Genomic DNA, 20180 nt, shown 5'->3' on the forward strand with positions numbered 1-20180 from the left:
ATGAGCTTGCCAAGGCGTTTCAGATAGTTGTCATCAGCACAGGGGTGATGTCTGCTCCTGACCACCTGACCACCTGACCACCTGACCACCTGACCACCTGACCGCGCGTTTGGCATGGCTGAAACACTACTTTACATTGGACCAAGGTTTTGACGTGGTGTGCTGCAGCAGTGTCCAATCACTGGATCTGGATATTTTCGTCAGCGTAAACATCCACGATTTCCGAAGCTACAACGGGCAAGGAATAGGATTTTAGAACGAATGCAATGAAGGGAGTGATTGGCCTTGTACGATCAATGGCTGGCATGACGCCGTTGCCTACCTCCAGCAGACGGCGCAATGCCTGCGAATTTTAGAGCTGCACGACAGGGTGCAGCTCAACTCCCATTTTAAAGTTTGAAATGCCCGACCAAGGTATTGAAGGACAGGGCTAGCCGCGATAGCTCTTGGCTTGAAGCGCTCGTCTGCTTCGCACCCGCAGCCGTCTGCGTCGACAGATCCTGTATGTTCACCAGGTTACGGTCTACCTCTCGAGCTACCTGGGCCTGTTCTTCGGCAGCGCTGGCAATTACCAGATTGCGCTCGTTGATCTGACTGACGCCGTCGCTGATTCGCTCCAAGGCCAAGCCGGCTTCAGTGGCCAGTGACTGCGTGCTCTGCACAAGCGTTCGGCTTTTACCCATGGCTTGCACGGCTTCGTCGGCACCGTTCCGCACTCGGTTGATCATCGCTTCGATTTCACCAGTTGATGACTATGTGCGGTGGGCCAGCGCACGGACCTCGTCGGCTACCACGGCGAATCCTCGACCTTGCTCACCTGCTCTTGCCGCCTCGATCGCTGCGTTAAGGGCGAGCAGGTTGGTCTGTTCGGCAATGCCTCGGATGACCTCCAGGACCTTGGTGATGTCATGGATCTGTCCGGCCAACGCCTCCACTCGTTGTGTAGAATCAGTGATCTCCAAAGTCACAGCATTGATGGCAGTTACTGCCTGCTGCACCTGTTTTTGACCTTTGGAAGCATCCTCGGCGGTTTGGCTGGATATCTGCGAGGTGCTGGCTGCATTACGGGCCACTTCTTCCACGGCGGCAGTCATCTCATTGACCGCTGTTGCCGCTTGCTGGATTTCGTCATTCTGTGTCACCAGGCCGCGCTGACTGTTCTCAGTAACGGTGGTCAGTTCCTCCGCAGCAGAGGCCAGTTGGTCTGAAGCATCAGCAATCTTCCTAACCGTGCCTTTGAGGTTTCCTTGCATGTCGAAAAGGGACTGCAGCAGCTGGCCGGTTTCGTCGGTCCCACGCACCTCGATGGAGTGCGTCAAATCACCTCCGGCGACCCTGCCCGCACCTTCCACCGATCGGTAGATCGGGCGAGTGATCATGCCTGTGACGATCAATCCGAGTGTGATGGCACCAGCAATGGCAATCAGGCATCCGATAATTAACATCCAGGTAACCTGCGAATTCGTACTCGCCGCCTTTCGGGTCATCTCATTGGCTTGGCGGGAATTCGACTCAAGGATGATTTCCACTCACTGCCAATCTTCTTGTACGCCGGCGTCACGGTGTCGAGCGCGATTTTTCGCGCTAGCCCCACATCCCCGTTTTTCAAAGCAGCAAGGCTTGAGTCAGCCGCCGCAATGTAGAGTGGCCAGTCACGCTCAAAATCATCACCGGCAGCTCGTTCATCATTCTCCAGCGGGGTCGCGCGATACGCCTTGAATGAAGACATGGCGTCAGCTTGATTATCACGGTATGACTGGATAGCAGCATTGATATCGTCAGCATTGGCGTTTGCCGCAGTCAACACGATAAGCTTGAACAAGTCACGGTTGGTAGCTAAGGTATTGAGTTTTACAGCATCCGTTTTCTGAATCGAGACTAAGCTGTTACTGGTCAAGTCCTGCATTTGGCCATAGAGCCTGGCAACGCCAAACTGTCCCAGAATCGCCACGGCTACGGTGATCAGTGCACATAAACCAAAAGAAATCAGCAGTTTGGATTTCAATTTTAGGGCGGTAAGCCAGGACATGAGCTGTACTCGTTAGTGATTTAGCGGTAGACCTTCATCAAAGGGCATCGGCGTGCCGGTGGCTTACTTGAGAGTGAAATAGCGATGGGTGACCCAGCCCATGGCGGGCCTGGCTTGCATCATCGGGGGCACCCACATCAGCGCAGAAGGATCACTAGGCCTTGGCGGGTGCGCTAGTTGGCAAATCGATCACGACCTGCCAGGACTGCAAAGAACCCCTGCAGGCATGCTGCAACGAGGAGCACCGCCAGAGGCGCTTTCCAACTACCCCATGTTTCGTGCAGCCATCCTGCGAAAAAAGGCCCGCTCGCCCCAAGGCCGTACCCAATGCATTGACCCATCCCCGACAAGGCACTGGCCTGGTGATGATCACGGGCGCGCAAGCCAAACAAGGTCAAGCAGGTGACCATCGACATTCCGGCCCCTGTCCCAGCGAAGAGCAGCCAGACCAGCGACTGCGATGGCGCATAGAGCAACCCGGACACCCCAACCACAATGGCCAGCGAACAGATGAACCCCAGCAGGCGCTGGTCGCTCAGGCGCTTGATGGCAACCGACGTAGACAAGTTGGCGACGACCGCAATGGCCTGATAAGCAAACAGATAAGCACCTGCCTGCGCGGCGCCGATGCCCGCCGACGCAGCCATGGCTGGAAACCAATCGATGAGTGTGTAGAACACCACCGTCTGCAGCGCCATGAACATCGAGACCTGCCAGGCGATCGGGCTCAACCATACGCTTCGCCCCTTCCTTTCAGGCTGGGAGACCGCCAGTGCACTGCTGCTCTTGAGCTGCGGCCACCAGCAGAGCATGGCCGCCATCGCGAGCACGAACCACACACCCAGCGAGAGCTTCCAGGCATAGCCGCCGATCTTGGAGAGCGGCGCTGCCAGCCCGCTTCCCAGAGCTGCAATCAGTGCCATCGTTGCCGCATATAGTCCAACGCACAGTGAGGTGTGATGCGCAAAATCACGCTTCACCAACGGCACCACCAGCACGTTGGCCACCGCGATGCCCGTACCGATCAATAGCGTCCCCAACCAGAGTCCGCTGTAACTGCCAGAAGAACGAATCAGGCATCCCGCCGCAATCAGGCACAGGGCGCCGAACAAGGCGCGTTCAAGACCCAAAGACCGGGTCAGCCACGGCGCCAATGGCGAGGCACACGCGAATATCAACAGCGGCAATGCGTTAAGCAGCCCCGCTGCGGCCGTGGTCAGTCCGAAGAACTGCTGAACCTCAGTGAGCACCGGGCCCAAGGATGTAATAGGCGCGCGCAGGTTAGCGGCAATGAGCAAAATACCGATCAGCAAGGAAACGTTAAAAACAGAATGTCCGGCACGAGTGGCCGCTGAGGGAGTAGTCATGGATACCACGCACAGCAAAGGAACGAAGAAGTCCCATGTGTGCGTTGGTTGACGTTAACGCTTACGCAGAGCGCCGAGGCAGCAATGTCTGTAGACAATGCTACCAGAGCTCTATGTGACTTATCAAACCTGAACGCGATCACGCAACGTTGGCTGGTGTGAATGGTTGGGCTGCTCGACCATGCGTCCCTGTCGTTCTCCATGCAGCTTTCGGTGGCTCACCAGATAGGCGGTAGATGCTGTTCGTCGCTGCTAAGGTGATGCGGGGGATAAAGTGGCACTATGCCACTTTCCAGGCCCGAGCGATCAGAATGAACAGTTACGACTCGAAGCATTTGCGGTTGATGAATCTGATACGGAGCCAACAGTGGGCGGCAATCGGCGGCGCGGAGATTCACGAACTGAAGGTGCTTATTGCGTGCAAATACGTCACCTTGCACGACAAGGCGAACGGCAGACCTAGCTTGGAGTTGAATCCCGAGGGACAACATCCCCATCGACGGTTAGTCGAGCTTGAATCGCGGCAAAACGCTATGCGCAATCATCTATCTATCAACAGCCGTAGCTCCAGAGCTTGACCTGATCGCACCCAAGCCGCTAAAACACATGGCTTCACTGAAGGCACATGACGTACTCATAGTCGCTCATTCTGCGGGGCCTCCCTCATAGAATCCCAGCCGTGCCTTTTCTTGAAATATCTGATGCTGCTCGCGCAGCAAATACTGCTGCACAGGTCTGCGGGCCTTGCAGTCCAAATGATGCATGAAAGGGCTGCGGAGTTTGGAGGCCGGCTGGAGATTGCCGCAGGTCCTGCACCGACCGCGAAGTCCTCGAATTCCCATAAGCGGTTCCAGTGCGCCAGGGGAAGGTAGGGGACATTCATTACATTCACCGATGCTGCGTGGTTCTTCCAATGTTGCCCTGAACCCCTGGCGATCCTGTTCGAGCATTCACTGCAACCAGGAATCAACTTTCTGGGCCCCGTACTCAGCCTCCCAGCTTTTCAAGGTCTTGTGGTTCCCGCCCTTGGTCTGCACGAACTCACCGCTGTGCGGATTTTTATAGACTTTCATGCTGCGCAGTCGGCGCGTCTGTTTTGGTTTCTGCTCAGGCTGCTTCTGTATCCCACGGGAGGCGGACTGTGGATCAAGCAGCGTGATGATGTTTTTCAGGCTGAAGTTGTACTCGGCCAGCAGGTCGCGCAGTTTGGTTTCGAACTCGATTTCGCGCTTGAGGCCCTCATCGCTTTTCAGCTTCTCGAGCTCAGCCATTTGCCGGGGACAGTTCTAGTTCCAGGTGACGAAATTCGGCAAGACGGGACATACAGCACCTCAGATAGTGGAGTGATCAGTATAAGCAGGCCGCTTATTCGCAGGGTGGATAGGCACAACGCGGAAGTGGCCAAAACGCATGCCTTCACCGAAGGCACAAGACGGTTGTTCAGTCGCCATCGATAATGCAAGCCCGCGCGCACGCGCCCGGTTGAGCCCCTTGGGCGATTTATCCGGGTCTTAGCGCCCGTAGGGTGGCCGTAGGCCCGCAGGGCGGCTTCATCGCCCTGCGCTGCTTAGACGGGCTTTTGCTCGCTCGGGTGTGCGCCGCTTCCACGCCGTGCCGTAGGCACGAAATGCGTGGGTATTACTGTTGTATGAGGTGTTTCACCTCGTAAAGCCCTGTTATTACCCGGAGGGGTAACTGAATGGGGTATAAAATTCTACCTAATCCAAAAGCTCTTGGCGCCGCCGGCGCGCGCGTATCGAACGGCGGGCCCGTGGCTGGAAATTGACGGCTTCTGAACGCTCAGCCCCGCTTTCACGCGAGCGGGGCTCAGGCCCAAATGCCCCATAAATCCCAGGCGTGACGAGGCCTCCGGGCAGGTGGATGCATTTTTTACAGGCAGAAAGGCTAAAGGTAGGTATTACTTGGCCTTGCGGGCCTTCATCGAGCTGGCCAAGCGATCCAACGCGCCGAGCACGGCTCCAGCGGCCTTGGGTGCGCCACTGCGTTCAGGCGGCGACGATCGATCGTCAGGTTTCATGCCCTGGGCTTCGGCTGCTTCACGCGCTTCCTTTGCCTGCCAGCGCTGGCGAGACATCTCGCGATGCTTGAGCTCCAGGGAGTGCTTCTCCATTTCAGCCAGGCGCATCTGACCAATGTCGCGCAGCTGCGCCTCGCGACGCTTCTTGGCCGACTTCTGTACGCGTTCATATACGTAGGCCAGGCCTAGGTCCTTCCAGGACAGTTTGGTGAACCGCACCAGGGTACGGCTATGCAGCAAGTGCAAACCGTTTTCGTCTTTTTCATCCGGGCGCACGCGCTCGATGCGATGGTAAACGTAGCCGGCTTCATCCAGCGTCTTGAGCAGACGGCACAGCACCGGCGCCGAGATGCCGGCATCAGCCGCCAGGTTGCATTGGGTATTGAGAACGCAGCGGCCATTGGCAGGATTGGTGTAGCCCAGTACACCGGTGGCCAGGTCGAGCCGGACGAGTATCTGCTCGGCTACACGCTCGATCGCGAGGAATTTCTCGCGCCCGGTGCGACGATCACCGTGAACGCCATCCAAGCGGCGCAGATACTGACCGCGATAGCTTAAGATATTGCCCAGGTGGCCCGCAACCGGCAGGGAAGCCAATGTTCTAGACTAGGAGGATGATGGACATGGTCTGCGGTTCCATCCCCCGAATACGATAAGCCCAGTCTGTCTATCGGTCGAATCCACGACCGCAACCAGCCGCGCATGAAGAACTGAGGGACGACCTCGGCAAGGATCGGAAAAAAAGCTAGTGGATTATCGTAGCCTAAGATTATTTGATTGAAATCAGCCGCTTAGGATGGTATTGGCGCACCCATCATTGGTTGGAGTTACTGGTTGTTCCACCAGTTTGCAACACCGAATCCAGATAGTCGCCAAGTAGCCTCCAACCATGTGTCTTTTCGTGCTCATAATCATGGTGGAGACAATGTCGCCGTACTTTTGACCCACTGAGCACATGGTTTTGGCAGCGGTCGATGATCTCAAGATGCACACCGAGCATTTGCATTGTAGTAGCACCAGTACGACGCAGGTCATGGGGAGTCCATTCGCCCTTCGCGCCACCGGAGAGCACTAATGAATCGTCGTGGTGCCGCCCCACAGGAGGCTTTTTACGCTTTTTGAAACGACATTGACGGTCACCAATAAGCTTGCTAACCGTTTTCGTGTCGACATGATTATTACCGGCGTTGCCGGGAAAGCAAAAATCGGTATATCCCGTTTCGTCACGTAACTGCTGAAATTGCTTCAACGCAAAGTTTGAAAGGGCCATTGCGGAAATAGGGAGGTAAGCTCTTCGGGACGTGACCATGTTGCTTGGACTATCTGTGCTTCGTAATGGATGAGATTGCACCAACGCAATGCTGCGTCGATTGGGCGATAGAAGGTTTTGGAATGCGGATTAAAAGCATAAAAGGACATGATAGCGATGGACCTCCATTCCTATTGGATAGGCCTCTCGCCGAATACCTGTATACCAACCTAGCTGATGGCAGTGGCTGTTTACTCGGGTTTTTAGCGTTGCGAGGTCATTCCATTTACCTATTGCTCGATGTTGTTTTCGTATATTTCTTATCGAGAGCCTATTTTGAATTTGGAAATGGGCCCTTGTAGCCTGTGTTGTTCAAGAATTCATATGACGGCAGCCTACAGAGCATTTTTTGCAGACAGTTTATTTTTGAGTGGGTTCAAAGTAACAAGAAAATTATTATTAAGGGTTTGTCTAATGGTTGATAACTGGTTTCAGATCTGGATTCGACAATCTATGCCATTTTCCAATAACTTGATGTTATTTTAATATGTGACTGATTAATAGCCCATCTGTTGTGATGGGATCGTGTCCCAGGAAGTGGTGTAACTCATCACGGCTCTGGCCACTGAGTTTGCCGTTTAGTTGATCACGGCCGACAGCTTGGCCTGCGGATTATCGCTGACCGCCTCGAAGGCCTCCAACCGCATGTAGCGCCTTTGCAGGCACCATTCGTCGTTCTGCCCCAGCAGCATCGCCCTGACCAGCCTCGTAATTGCCGGATCGTTGGGAAAGATGCCCACGACATCGGTGCGGCGCTTGATCTCGGCGTTCAGCCGCTCCAGCGGGTTGGTGCTGTGTAGCTGCTGGCGGTGCGCCTTCGGGAAGGCCATGTGAGCCAGTACTTCATCCTCGCAGCCGTCCATTAGCACGGCGATTTTCGGATATTTTTCACGCAACTGACGGCCACCAGACGCCATTGTTGGTGGCATTCAACGTGACTGTCCTGAGCGAAGACTGTGCGCAACAACGCCGCCACCATGCTGCGCTGACCCTTGCCGACGTGGGCCATCGCGATGCGCATGAAATGCACCCGGCAGTGCTGCCAGGTCGTGTGGAAGACCTTGGCGACAGCCGTCTTGAAGCCTTCGTGATCGTCATAGATCACCAGCTTTACCCGCGCAAACCGCGACGCATCAGACTGCGCAGGAAGTCCGTCCAGAACGGTTCAGCCTCCGAAGGTCCTACCCGCATGCCCAGAACTTCCCGACCGCCATTGGTGCTCACAGCCACGGCGATTATTACCGCGATCGAAACGATACGGCCTGCCTCACGCACTTTAACGTAGGTGGCGTCGATCCAGAGGTACGGCCAGTCGCCCTCAAGGGGTCGATCCAGGAACGCATTGACGCGTTCATCGATCTCGCCCGCGAGCCTGGATACTTGGCTTTTCGAGATGCCGGTCATGCCCATGGCCTTGACCAGCTCGTCGACTGAGCGCGTGGAAACGCCCTGTATATAGGCTTCCTGAATCACTGCCGCCATTGCCTTCTCGGCGGTTCTGTGCGGCTCTAGGAACCCTGGGAAGTTAACTGCCTTGGCGCAGTTTGGGGATCTTCAGATCAACGTCGCCGGCACGGGTTTGCCACAGGCGGTCGCGGTAACCGTTGTGACTGTTTGTACGGTCAAGACTTTTGACGTCGAAGCCGGCGCCACACAGGCTTTCGACGTCGAATTCCATCATCCGCTGGGCGACGAACTGGATCATTTGCTTGAGCAGATCAGCGTCTGTCCCTTTCTCAACCAACTCGGTCAATGCCATAGTGGGCTTGGTCATCGTGGTTTCTCTGGTGAGTGTTTGTTCTTCGCAAACTCAACAGTAGCCAAGAACCACGATGACCATCCTCTTTCGCCATCGGGGCGCCTTTGGTTGGTTCAGTTACACCACTTCCGGGGACACGATCTGTGATGGAGCATAATTGCAGTGTCTACATTTGTTTGCCAACTCAAAAGCCGAGTATGATTTGGAAAATTGGTTTAGCTATGTCTCCATTTTTCGATGGGGTACGATGGTTTTTTCCGAGTATCATCACCTGGTTCATTATAGGGCAACATGCTGTACGCCTATCTCCGATGCCAAAGCCTTGACGGTCTGTGGAAAGCAGAGTTGTAGTTCTCTCTAGTGAGAAGGTAGCAGCTAGCTTCGTGTTTGATTTGCGCATGCGAAAAATTGATTCGCTCTGGGAGTTAAGAGTTTGAACTAGGCTCGGACAATCAGATTGGCAGGAACCATGTTTCGTATTTCTCGTCGAGCATGATCTATGAAGGGTTTTAAAATAAGCGTGGATGAGTTTCGCTGCGAGATTACTATTGAGTAGTCATTTATGATTGCAGGCTCAAATGGAATAAACTTTAGCAAGTTTCCCGTGTAGCCACTGGCTGTCAATGGGTCGACAATCGATACTCCTAATCCTGCCTCGGCTAATTTTAGTATTGCTATGGTTGTTTGCGTTTCGGCACTTATCCTTCGTTTCACTCCATATGATAGCATAAGAGAGTCAATTTTCATTCGTATCTCCATTAGGGGGAGAAGCGAAATATAGCGCTCGCCTTCGAAATCTTCCGGGTGCAATACACGCTTACGCGCTAGCGGGTGATTTACGGGAACCACTCCTACCATTTTCGCTGTCACCAGCGTCTCACTGTTCCCGAGTCGTGTGGCCCTCATAGGGAACATTGCGAAACCTAAATCACATCGGTCCTGCTGAACCATATTCAGCACTGTTGCCGAACTGTGCATATGCATGGAAACGACAGCATCTGAATGCTCAAGCGTGAAGCTCGCAATGGCCTTGGGCAAAAAAGACAGCGCCATGCTAGGTGCCGCAGCAATCTCAAGGCGACCGAGTTTCAACGTTTTGATGTTGGATGCGGCATTCGCAATGCGCTCAATGCCAATCAGGGATTGCTCGACATCCTTGAATAGAATTGCCGCCTCTGGCGTAGGCAACAAACGCCCTTTGATACGGGTAAAGAGAGAAATAGAAATTCGGTCTTCCAGGTCGGCGATAAGGCGCGTCACGACGGGTTGTGTGACTTCAAGCATCTCTGCTGCGCCCGTAACAGTTTTTCGCACCATGATGGCTCGAAACGCCTCAAGGTGACGCAGTGTGATTCGATTTTCCACAAATCTCTCCCTTGTAAATAGCATTGCAACATAGGCTAATAGTATATCGACATTTAAATCTGTTTTTGTAAATAATTAATGCTTATAAATCAATGGCATAAATACCTATGGCACCCCTATTGCTAAAAAGCATCGTATGGACCAAACCTCATTAGATTTAACACTGATAGAGGTGTGGATGCCATAGCAATACGGGTGTTTCGGCTCAAGGGTTCGATATGGTGGCGTAGCGACACATTGAGGCCTTGCTCTGGAGCACGTTAAAAAAATAATTTACATAGGAGCGATAACAATTGAAAAAGAGCACCCTGGCATTAGCTGTTGCCACGGGCATTCTTGCCCAACACGTCAGTGCCGCCGGCTTCATTGAAGACAGTAAAGCCTCCATCAGTTCCCGTACTCTGTATTTTGATAGCGATCAGCGTGACCCTGGCGGTATTGATCAGCGCCAAACGGTCACCGGTCTCAAGTTTGATTTTCTGTCCGGCTTCACTCAAGGAGCAGTAGGCTTTGGTTTAGATCTGCAAGGGGTTCAGGGCTTTACCCTGGGCGGTGGCACTTCACCGCACGGGACTACGACGACTAACACAGTTTCTCCCCTTGATACGGATGGCACACCCGTTGGTGCGTGGGGTCGTGTGGGCGCTAACGCCAAGGTCAAATACTCTAGGACCCAGTTGAACGTAGGTAACGCGCTGTCGCCTAATTTGCCGATTCTGGTGGCGAACGATAGTCGTCTTGTACCAACCGCTTTTCAGGGTGCCATTCTGACCTCGGATGAGATTGATAACGTTACTCTGACAGTCGGTGAACTGAATCGAGTCATCGGGCGAGCATCCTCTAACTGGTCTGGCATCGCTGCGGGTGGTCGGAAGGGCTCTGACAGCTTCCGGTTCGCAGGCGCCGACTGGAAGGTGACGAAGGACCTCACGCTGCAGTACTACCATTCACAACTCGAAGACTACTATCGCCAGAATTTCTTTGGCTTGCTTCATGTTTTCCAAATAGCACCCAATCAAACCTTCAAGACAGACTTACGGTACTTCAGTAGCAAATCAGATGGAAAAAACGGTAGCGACGTAAACTACCAATACAAGAATGGCTACAACGCCGGCGGCTTAGGTAAGGTGGACAATGACACGTGGTCTGCTGCCTTCATCTATACTCTGGGCGGGAACGTTTTCACGTTGGGACATCAGCGAGTCAGCGACAGTGGTGGTATGGCGTACGTTAACAATGCCAACGTTGTGGATGGCCGCGGGCGTAACGAGGGTGAGGGGGGCGCCAGTATTTATTTGTACACCGACCTGACAATCAACAGCTTTGCCAGGGCAGGCGAAAACACTACGTTCGGCATGTACAGCTATGACTTTGCCGGACTTGGAGTGCCCGGTTTAAAGCCGTCCATCTACTATGCGAGCGGTCGAGACGTGCGCGGCACGGGTAACGCAACCACTGGACGTTATGATGAGTGGGAGCGGGGCGTCCGGTTGGACTATACCCTGCAGAGTGGGCCTTTCAAGAACTTGAACTTCTCGCTGCGTCGCGCAAACTTCAGGACTGACCTTCCAGAGACCATCGTGAAGGATCAGGATCAAACCCGGTTCTATATAAATTACACCTATGCACTTTGGTAGTGCGCAAAAGATATCCATCTAGTGTAACGCTGATTTTTTAATTTAACTAACTTCGCAATGCAGGGCTCCAGCCTCGGACATTGGCACATCACTGTGTGTCATTGTCCGGGGCTGTTGTGTTTTCACACCATTAAATTCGCTGTTCGACTACTGCAAGGCGGCATTTCGACACATGGTCATCTGTATCAGCGGGGCGGAATCTGATCCATCGCAACCTGCTTCGGAGTGTTACCTCAGGTAGCGAATCAAGGTCGGTAGCAGAGGCTTTGCACTACATTGGGTAGCAAGCGCACCGCCGTCGGGCAAGCTTTCAGCCATAGGATTGCAACTACATAGCATTTAAGCATGCTTTCATATCATTAGGCTTTATATTTCGGTAATACTAAATTAAAAATGCTTATTAATCAGTAGGTTAAATATCTATGGCCCGGGCATTGCAAAATAACATGGTGTAAGGCTAACGATGCTGCGGTACGTGGAATAGTTGATCGCTATCTAAGCTATCCACGCAGTCATCGGAAAGTCCTGATGTGGTCTTATCAATATTCAAGGAGCCTTTCGATGACATCTCATCGTTTGACGATTCGTTCGAGTGCATTAGCAGTCCTGCTTGCGTTGTATGGTTCAAGTCCTGCGGTGTTCGCCCAGGACGATGCCCGTTCTCTTATCGCCGTCAGCTCGGGCGCTTCTGACATCACTACGCTCGATCCACACCGTGCGACATTGTTGGGGGATAAAGGGGTCGTGTCCGAACTGTTCAATGGTTTGGTTCGTTTCCCGCCAGGAAGCGCCGACCCCAAGGAATTGCAGGCCGACCTGGCTGAGAAGTGGGAGGCGTCAGCGGATAACCGGATCTGGACGTTTCACCTGCGCAAAGGCGTTCAGTTTCATGGCGGCTACGGCGAACTAAAAGCGGCCGATGTCGTGTATTCGATCCAGCGCGCCGGAGATCCTAGCCGTTCAAGCTTCGCAGCTAACTTCGCCATCATCGACAAGGTTGAATCGTTGGACGACTACACGGTGCAAATCACCCTGAAGTACCCAGATGCAGCATTCCTTGGTCGCGTATCTAACTATCACGGCGGCAATATCATCAGCAAAGCCGCAGCGGAAAAATTGGGCGACAAGTTTGGCCAATCGCCCATTGGCACCGGACCGTTCGTATTCGGTGAGCATGTCACTCAGCAATACGTAAAGCTGGTAGCCAACGACGCCTATTTCCTGGGCAAGCCCAAAATCGGCGGGATCACTTATCGGATGATTCCTTCAGATAGTGCTCGGGATCTCGCGTTTACGTCGAACGAGTTGGACCTTACCGCTGGTAAACGTGAGCAACGTTGGGTTGAGCGCGCAAGAAGTCGTGGCATGAAGGTCGATGTATTTGAACCCGGCGAATTTCGAACGCTGTTCCTAAATCGAGCGATCAAGCCGTTGGACAACCTGAAAGTGCGCCAGGCAATTGCCGCCGCCGTCAACCTGGACGAAATCGTGCGCTATGTGGGCAAGGATGTAGCGGACAAAGGCTGCTCGGTCATACCCAATGGCTACCTCGGTGTGGACTGCGCTTCGGATGGCTATAAATACGATATGGAACGCGCAAAAAAACTGTTGGCGGAGGCGGGCTTTGCGAGCGGCATTGTTCTTAAAGTGGTGGTATCCAACGCGCCTGCCCAGCAACCCATCATGGAAGTCGTCCAGGCGCAGTTGGCCAAGGTCGGAATCAAGCTGGACATGGAAGTCGTCGACCATGCGACCTATCAAGCCAAGAGTCGCCAGGATCAGAGTGCGATTGTCTTTTACGGCGCTGCGCGGTTTCCAAATGCCGATTACTGGCTGACCGAGTTCTATGACTCCTCGGCTTCGATTGGCGCTCCTGGAGCGATGTCCAACTTCGGTCACTGTTCGGTGGCTGACGAGGCCATTCGTAAAGCTCGCGTTGAAGCCAATCCGCAGGAGCAACTAGCCCTGTGGAAGCAGGCCCAGTCGCAGATTCACGACGATGTTTGCGCCATCCCCCTGTTTGGCCTGAAGCAAGTTTGGGCGCACAGTGATCGCGTGAACTACGGCTACGACTTGAAGGGTGCGCTGAACCTGCAACCGCCGATTACTGAACTCACGACGGTTACCGGGAGTGGGCGCTAAATGTCCTTCGAATATGACGTGATCGTCGCTGGCGGCGGAATGGTCGGTGCCGCCATTGGGTATGGGTTAGCCGGAATGAGTCGCCGGGTGCTCATGCTGGATGGGGCGGATACGGATTTTCGTGCAGCGAAGGCCAACTTTGGTTTGGTATGGGCCCATGGTAAAGGCTTCGGTCACCCTGCTTACCAGCGCATGTCACTTCAGGCGGCAAGAGATTGGCCACAGTTCGTCATGCAGCTTGAGGCGGAAAGTGGCATGGAGTTGGCGTATGAGTGTAACGGAGGATTGAACTTCTGCCTGAGCGAGGATGAGTTCTACGCCCGCACGCATCACATTGCCAGATGGCACGCCCAGACCCCGGAGCTTGCCCCCACAACTCAAATGCTGGATCGGGCCGAGCTCAACCGGCGCTTCCCCTCGCTGCGTTTGGGAAAGGAGGTGGCAGGCGCTAGTTTTGGTGAACTGGATGGACAAGCGAACCCTCTTCGGGTGATGGCGGCGATGCACAAGGCATTCCTGCAAAGGGGAGGGACACTGCGCAGCAATCAGGCCGTGAAGGCCATTCACAAACTGCCGGGTGGCGGATTCGAAGTGGTGGCCGGGACGCTCCGCGCGCGCGCTGAGCGTGTGGTGATTGCGGCGGGTCTCGGATCGTCAGCGCTTGGGCCGATGGTGGGGCTAGATGTGCCATTGCGTCCCCAGCGGGGGCAAATCCTGGTGACCGAGCGAATCGCCCCATTGCTGCCCGTTCCCGCAAGCGGCCTGCGTCAAACAGGCGAAGGGACGGTCATGATCGGTGTCACCCAGGAAGACGTTGGGTTCGACCTGGCCACGACTGCTGAGGGTGCCGCGCGCATGGTGCGCAAAGCCCTGAGGATTGTTCCGGATCTGGCGAAAGCGAAGTTGGTCCGCCAATGGTCCTGCCTGCGGGTCATGACACCGGACGGCAATCCTGTCTATGCGAAATCTATCAGCCATCCAGGCGCGGATATCGCGCTATGCCATTCCGGCGTGACCTTGGCTCCCTTTCATGCGGGCGCCTACGCCAAGGCGCTGGTTGACGGGGTACTGCCTGCCTCTTTGGAGATCTTTCATCATGGGCGTTTCAATGTTCAAAAGACTGCCTGAGTCGCCAGCCGCTACGTTGACGCTGTTTATTGACGGCAAACCCGTTGCAGCGGCTGAAGGCGAGTCGGTCGCCGCTGTGCTGTTGCGGCAGGAAGCGCTGGCTAGCCGCACAACTCCGGTGCAGGGCACCCCACGGGCACCCTATTGCATGATGGGCGTTTGCTTCGATTGCCTCGCGGTCATCGATGGTGTCGCCTCCACGCAATCCTGTCTGGTGACAGTGCAAGAGGGCATGCAGGTGGAACGCCAATATGGTCGGCGGAGCGTGACGGCATGACGCGTAAATTTGATGTGGTCGTGATCGGTGCCGGTCCCGCCGGCATGAGCGCGGCGATCGGCATGCGCGAGCTTGGCCTTGGCGTTTTGGTGGTCGATGAGCAACCTGCACCGGGAGGACAAATCTGGCGCGCAGTCGAAGCCGTTGCGCCCACCCCGACAGGTGCGATTCTTGGTAATGAGTACCGCGCCGGTACCGAGCTCGTCGCGCGATTTCGAGGATGCGGCGCGGTTTATGAACCACAGACGCAGGTCTGGAAGATTGAGCCAACGTGGAGGGTGTTCCTTAAGCGCGACGGGCAGGTCGAGGCGGTGCGTGCTGAACAGGTTGTATTGGCCACCGGCGCTCAAGAGCGACCGGCGCCGTTTCCTGGTTGGACGCTGCCGGGCGTGTTGACCGTCGGCGCAGCCCAGATCCTGTTGAAGACCTCAAGCCAGGTGCCTTCACAACCTGTGTGGGTGGTCGGCTGCGGTCCGCTGCCACTCTTGTATATGGCGCAGCTATTGCGTGCAGGAGGGAGTATCGCCGGGTGGATTGATACTTCGCCCCCGGGTGGATGGCGCCGCGCATTACCTTGGGCGGGTGCAGCGCTGGCCGACCTGAAGGAAATCGGCAAGGGCCTTAAATGGTTATATGAAATCAGAAGCGCCGGCGTTCGCCGGGTGCGCGGAGCGACTGCCCTGCGAGCGCTGGGTGAAGGACGCCTTGAGGCATTGGAATACGTCCAGTCCGACGGTAAGTCGGTTCGTGTCGAGGCGAGTGTGCTGCTGTCCCACGAGGGCATTGTGCCCTCCATCCACATTACGCAGGCGTCGGGCTGTAAACATAGTTGGAGCGAGCAACAGTCGTGCCTCTCGCCTGACCTTGACGAGTGGGGCCAAACGACCGAATCCGGTATTTATGTGGCCGGTGATGGCGCGGGAATAGGCGGTGCGAAAGCGGCGTGTGTACGGGGTGAAATTGTTGCGCTGGGCATTGGCATGCGTGCCGGACGTATCACTGCAGACGCAGCGAACGCCAGGAAAACAAAACTTCTCGACAAGCTGGATTCGTTACTGCGTTTGCGGCCAATGCTTGATGCGTTGTATCCACCTCGGGCAAGCATTCTCGCGCCATCCAACGACACCATTGTGTGTCGCTGTGAGGAGCTGACCGCAGGCGATATTCGCAAGGCCGCTGCGATCGCTTTGCCTGGCCCCAATCAACTCAAGGCGTTTACCCGGGCGGGCATGGGGCCCTGTCAGGGCCGCCAGTGCGGATACACGGTCGCGAACATCATTGCAGCGGAACAAAAACAGTCTGTTGCGACAGTGGGGTATTTTCGTATTCGCCCACCGTTGAAGCCGCTGACGCTCGGTGAGTTGGCGTCGCTTAATATCGATGAGGATAAGTCATGATGCAATTTGCGATCAAACGACTCCTACTAGCCATACCTACGTTGATTGCCATGTTGACGGCGGTGTTTGTATTGGTGCGCTTGGTCCCGGGCGATCCGGCAACGGTGATGCTCGGCGATCAGGCCAGCGCCGAGTCACTGAGTGCTATGCGCACTCAACTCGGCCTGGATCAACCGATTTACATTCAATACGTGCATTTTCTTGGCGATATGTTGTCTGGCAACTTCGGTGTATCCATGTCCAGCGGCCGGACCGTGGCGCAAGAAGTGGCCCTGGTGCTTCCCTGGACGCTGCAACTGACGTTGGCGTCGATTGTGATTGGGCTGATCCTGGGCTTGCCTTTGGGCGTCTGGGCGGCACTGCGGCGTAACGCTTGGCCGGATTACCTAGGCCGAGTGCTGTCGCTGGTGGGATTGTCATTTCCAGCGTTTGTATCAGCGATTCTGATGTTGCTGGTGTTTGCCATTCATCTTCGGTGGTTCCCGGTGATAGGCAGTGCCGTAGATGGGGGATGGCTGGCGCAGTCGCATGCGTTGGCACTGCCGGCGTTCAACCTTGGCCTGATCATGACGGCTTATGTGATGCGCGTTACCCGTTCATCTATGTTGGGTGTCATGGGTGAAGACTACATACGAACGGCCAAAGCCAAAGGTGTCCCCGCGATGCGCCTGGTCTTGCGGCACGGCTTGCGCAATGCACTGATCCCCATCGTGACAGTGGTCGGATTATATTTCGGTACGTTGATTGGTAACTCTGTACTGACTGAGATTGTGTTTAACCGACCAGGGCTGGGTAAGTTGATTCTTGGCGCATTAAATACTCGTGATTACAGCTTGCTCCAGGGTTTGATGGTGGTGTTTGCCTGCTGTGTCATTGTCGTCAACATCTTGACCGACCTTGTCTATGGGTTGGTTGATCCTCGAGTGAAATTCAAATGACCTCTTTAGCCGTACCATTAGCCGCCAGGCCGAATGGGCTTTGGCAGGCCTTGGCTACCAATCGAATGGCATGGATCGGTATCGGATTGCTGTTACTGATCATATTGATTGCCGTGTTTGCGCCGCTGTTGGCGCCCTACGATCCTTTGCAGCAGAACATTGCTTATCGACTTGAGCCTCCGTCCGCAGAGTTCTGGTTGGGCACAGACAGTTATGGACGGGATGTCCTGTCACGACTGATTTATGGCGCACGTGTGTCACTGCTTGTCGGTTTCGTGGCGGTCATGATTGCCATGATCATCGGCTCTGCACTGGGTGTTCTCGCAGGCTATATAGGCGGGGTACTGGACCGGTTCATTATGGGGCTGGTTGACGTGTTGCTTTCATTTCCGACCTTGCTCCTCGGCCTGATGGTGGCTGCCATGTTAGGGGCTAGTCTGGAAAACCTGATCATCGCGATCGCCATCACCGAAATTGCGCCTTTCGTACGCGTCGCCCGCGCACCGACCATTGTATTGAAACAACGGGATTTTGTTGAAGCGGGCCGCTCATTGGGATACGGGCCGATGCGCCTGATGGGTATCCACATTCTGCCCAACATGATTTCAGAAGTCGTCGTGCTGGGCGCCCTGTGGATGGCGACCGCGATTCGCACAGAGGCGTCGCTGAGCTTCATTGGTCTGGGTGCGCCGCCACCCACGCCGACATGGGGCAGCATGATCCGTGAAGGCTTTGAAAATATTATGGATGCGTGGTGGCTGACGGTCTGCCCGAGCATCGCGATTCTACTGACGGTCCTGGCGCTCAGTCTGCTGGGCGATGCGCTACGTGACGCCATAGATCCCAAAACACGATCGGAGCGCTCATGAATACGCACAGCATCATCACCTCCAGCCCTCGGAGCATTCGGCCCCCTATGAATGACACTCTTATCAGCGCCACTGCATCGGCCGGGCGCCAGAAAGCGGTTCTGCAGGTCAGCGGGCTCAATGTAGCGTTTCGCCGGGGCGAAGCATGGACCTCAGTCGTCAATGGCCTGGATTTCAGCGTTGCGCGGGGCGAGACCCTTGCGATCGTCGGCGAGTCAGGTTCCGGCAAGAGCGTTTCAGCGATGGCGGTCATGGGACTTCTGTCGCCTAAAAGCAGCCGCGTCCAAGGAAGTATATGTCTGGATGGGAGCGAGTTGTTGACCCTTTCAGAACCTGAAATGGCGACCCTGCGCGGTAATCGGATTGCCATGATTTTTCAGGAACCGATGACCTCGCTCAACCCGGTCATGAGCATTGGGGAACAGATTGCGGAACCCCTGCTCCTTCATCGCCGACTGAATCACGCCGAGGCACGCGCCGAAGTGTTGCGCCTGATGGATCGAGTCCGAATTCCGGCAAGTAACCAGCGTTTCAGCGATTACCCTCATCAGTTTTCGGGTGGCATGCGTCAACGCGTCATGATCGCGATGGCGTTGGCGTGTAACCCATCGGTACTCATCGCCGATGAACCGACCACGGCGCTTGATGTGACCATCCAGGCACAGATACTGGAACTGATCAAAGAACTGCAAACCCAAGAGCATATGGCAGTGGTGTTCATCACACACGACATGGGAGTTGTAGCGGAGATCGCGGACCGCACTTTGGTGATGTACCGCGGTGACAAGATTGAGACCGGAGCCACCGCTGACATTTTTGCGCGCCCGCAGAAGGCTTATACCAAGGCGCTGATTGCGGCTGTTCCGGAATTGGGCTCCATGAATGCGCACAATCTTCCCCAGCCGTTCCCGATCTATGACATCAAAACCGGCGCGACCGCCCCCGTTCCACAGGTCAGCGACAGCGTTCAACATGACGCTCCGTACTTGCTGGAAGTATCGAACCTGGTCGCGCGTTTCGACGTTCGTTCGTCTTTCTTCAAGCGCGTGACCGGGCGTGTTCATGCGGTAGAGAACGTTAACTTCAATCTCCGACGTGGTGAGACGCTGGCTATCGTCGGCGAGTCCGGTTGCGGTAAGTCGACCACAGGGCGACTGATTACAGGCCTGTTATCCGCAACGGGCGGCCAGATCAAGGTCGAGGGTCAAGACATTGGGAGCATCGCCCCGATGGAGCGCGCCAGGAAAATCCAGATGGTTTTCCAGGATCCCTACTCAAGCCTCAATCCACGTCAGAGTGTTGCGCAGGCACTCATCGAACCGTTGCGGGTGCATGGGCTGGCCAGTTCGCGCGACTGCGAACAGGCGGCAGTGGATTTGCTGGCAAGGGTGGGGTTGCCGGCCGATGCAGTGTTGCGCCTGCCCCATGAGTTTTCAGGCGGGCAGCGCCAGCGCGTTTGTATTGCCCGCGCACTGGCGTTGCGGCCTGGAACGATCGTAGCGGATGAAGCGGTTTCAGCACTCGATGTATCGGTGAAGGTTCAGATCGTCAATCTGCTGTTGGAATTGCAGCAAGAGATGGGACTGGGGTTCGTTTTCATCAGCCATGATATGGCCGTGGTGGAACGCATCAGCCATCGCGTTGCCGTCATGTACATGGGTGAGATCGTCGAAATAGGCCCCCGCGCCGAGGTCTTCAGCAATCCGCGACACCCTTACACCCGTCGTCTGCTCGAAGCGGTCCCGGTCCCTGATCCGGCGCGCCGTCAGACTCGACACCTGGTTCCACGCGAACTGCATACCCCCTACAAGTCACATGACTTCGAGCCTGCGGTCAGGACCTACCATCAGGCCGGGCCCAATCACTTTTACATGGAGCCGGGAGACGAGTGGAAGTGAATTGATGTTCGGTGTATGAAACTTAGT

The 20180-nt window shown here is 55.3% G+C and carries 11 protein-coding genes and 4 pseudogenes; 8 read left to right on the top strand and 7 right to left on the bottom strand.

Annotation, left to right across the window (positions count from 1 at the left end):
• Positions 1–389 precede the first annotated feature (389 nt).
• The 7 genes and pseudogenes from LCH65_RS10680 to LCH65_RS10710 form a co-directional block, all read right to left on the bottom strand.
• Positions 390–2029 (bottom strand): annotated as a pseudogene (locus tag LCH65_RS10680) (methyl-accepting chemotaxis protein).
• Positions 2030–2202: 173 nt separating this feature from the next.
• A complete protein-coding gene (locus tag LCH65_RS10685) occupies positions 2203–3405 on the bottom strand; it encodes an MFS transporter (protein ID WP_226439468.1) in 1203 nt (400 codons plus the stop codon).
• A gap of 941 nt (positions 3406–4346) precedes the next feature.
• A pseudogene (locus LCH65_RS10690) lies at positions 4347–4719 on the bottom strand (histone-like nucleoid-structuring protein, MvaT/MvaU family).
• 595 nt (positions 4720–5314) lie between these two features.
• Complete coding sequence (locus LCH65_RS10695; protein WP_226439431.1) at positions 5315–6031, bottom strand: hypothetical protein; 717 nt, start codon at positions 6029–6031, stop codon at positions 5315–5317.
• A 217-nt stretch (positions 6032–6248) separates the two neighbouring features.
• Positions 6249–6704: pseudogene (locus LCH65_RS10700) on the bottom strand (integrase); the annotation flags it as partial.
• Between the two features lie 617 nt (positions 6705–7321).
• Positions 7322–8517 (bottom strand): annotated as a pseudogene (locus LCH65_RS10705) (IS256 family transposase).
• A 423-nt stretch (positions 8518–8940) separates the two neighbouring features.
• Positions 8941–9867: a LysR substrate-binding domain-containing protein gene (locus LCH65_RS10710; protein ID WP_226439432.1), complete on the bottom strand. Its 927-nt coding sequence runs from the start codon at positions 9865–9867 to the stop codon at positions 8941–8943.
• 293 nt (positions 9868–10160) lie between these two features.
• Between LCH65_RS10710 and LCH65_RS10715 the strand changes: the two genes are divergently transcribed.
• From LCH65_RS10715 to LCH65_RS10750, 8 genes are all read left to right on the top strand, one after another.
• Entirely contained in the window at positions 10161–11504 is a 1344-nt protein-coding gene (locus LCH65_RS10715) for an OprD family outer membrane porin (RefSeq protein ID WP_226439433.1), read from the top strand.
• Positions 11505–12065: 561 nt separating this feature from the next.
• Positions 12066–13646 (top strand): ABC transporter substrate-binding protein, encoded by a 1581-nt coding sequence (locus LCH65_RS10720; protein ID WP_226439434.1) that lies wholly within the window; start codon positions 12066–12068, stop codon positions 13644–13646.
• Positions 13647–14774, top strand: coding sequence for an FAD-dependent oxidoreductase (locus tag LCH65_RS10725; RefSeq protein WP_226439435.1), 1128 nt, complete (start codon positions 13647–13649; stop codon positions 14772–14774).
• Positions 14755–15051, top strand: a complete 297-nt coding sequence (locus LCH65_RS10730; RefSeq protein ID WP_226439436.1) for a (2Fe-2S)-binding protein — start codon at positions 14755–14757, stop codon at positions 15049–15051. Before LCH65_RS10725 ends, LCH65_RS10730 begins: the two co-directional genes overlap by 20 nt.
• Positions 15048–16448, top strand: a complete 1401-nt coding sequence (locus LCH65_RS10735) for an NAD(P)/FAD-dependent oxidoreductase (protein ID WP_226439437.1) — start codon at positions 15048–15050, stop codon at positions 16446–16448. The genes LCH65_RS10730 and LCH65_RS10735 overlap by 4 nt, the downstream gene beginning before the upstream one ends.
• Positions 16445–17386, top strand: a complete 942-nt coding sequence (locus LCH65_RS10740) for an ABC transporter permease (RefSeq protein WP_226439438.1) — start codon at positions 16445–16447, stop codon at positions 17384–17386. The genes LCH65_RS10735 and LCH65_RS10740 overlap by 4 nt, the downstream gene beginning before the upstream one ends.
• Positions 17383–18255 (top strand): ABC transporter permease, encoded by an 873-nt coding sequence (locus tag LCH65_RS10745; protein WP_226439439.1) that lies wholly within the window; start codon positions 17383–17385, stop codon positions 18253–18255. Before LCH65_RS10740 ends, LCH65_RS10745 begins: the two co-directional genes overlap by 4 nt.
• Positions 18252–20153 carry an ABC transporter ATP-binding protein gene (locus tag LCH65_RS10750; protein ID WP_226439440.1) on the top strand — a complete coding sequence of 634 codons (1902 nt, stop codon included), beginning with the start codon at positions 18252–18254 and terminating at the stop codon, positions 20151–20153. Before LCH65_RS10745 ends, LCH65_RS10750 begins: the two co-directional genes overlap by 4 nt.
• Positions 20154–20180: the final 27 nt, after the last annotated feature.

This window comes from Pseudomonas sp. MWU16-30316, from assembly GCF_020515645.1.
GTDB classification, from domain to species: domain Bacteria; phylum Pseudomonadota; class Gammaproteobacteria; order Pseudomonadales; family Pseudomonadaceae; genus Aquipseudomonas; species Aquipseudomonas cerasi.

Excerpts from the sequence above, each read along its gene's own strand:
- LCH65_RS10720 (WP_226439434.1), top strand. The coding sequence starts at position 12,066 with ATGACATCTCATCGTTTGACGATTCGTTCGAGTGCATTAGCAGTCCTG.
- LCH65_RS10725 (WP_226439435.1), top strand. The coding sequence starts at position 13,647 with ATGTCCTTCGAATATGACGTGATCGTCGCTGGCGGCGGAATGGTCGGT.
- LCH65_RS10730 (WP_226439436.1), top strand. The coding sequence starts at position 14,755 with ATGTTCAAAAGACTGCCTGAGTCGCCAGCCGCTACGTTGACGCTGTTT.
- LCH65_RS10735 (WP_226439437.1), top strand. The coding sequence starts at position 15,048 with ATGACGCGTAAATTTGATGTGGTCGTGATCGGTGCCGGTCCCGCCGGC.
- LCH65_RS10740 (WP_226439438.1), top strand. The coding sequence starts at position 16,445 with ATGATGCAATTTGCGATCAAACGACTCCTACTAGCCATACCTACGTTG.
- LCH65_RS10745 (WP_226439439.1), top strand. The coding sequence starts at position 17,383 with ATGACCTCTTTAGCCGTACCATTAGCCGCCAGGCCGAATGGGCTTTGG.
- LCH65_RS10750 (WP_226439440.1), top strand. The coding sequence starts at position 18,252 with ATGAATACGCACAGCATCATCACCTCCAGCCCTCGGAGCATTCGGCCC.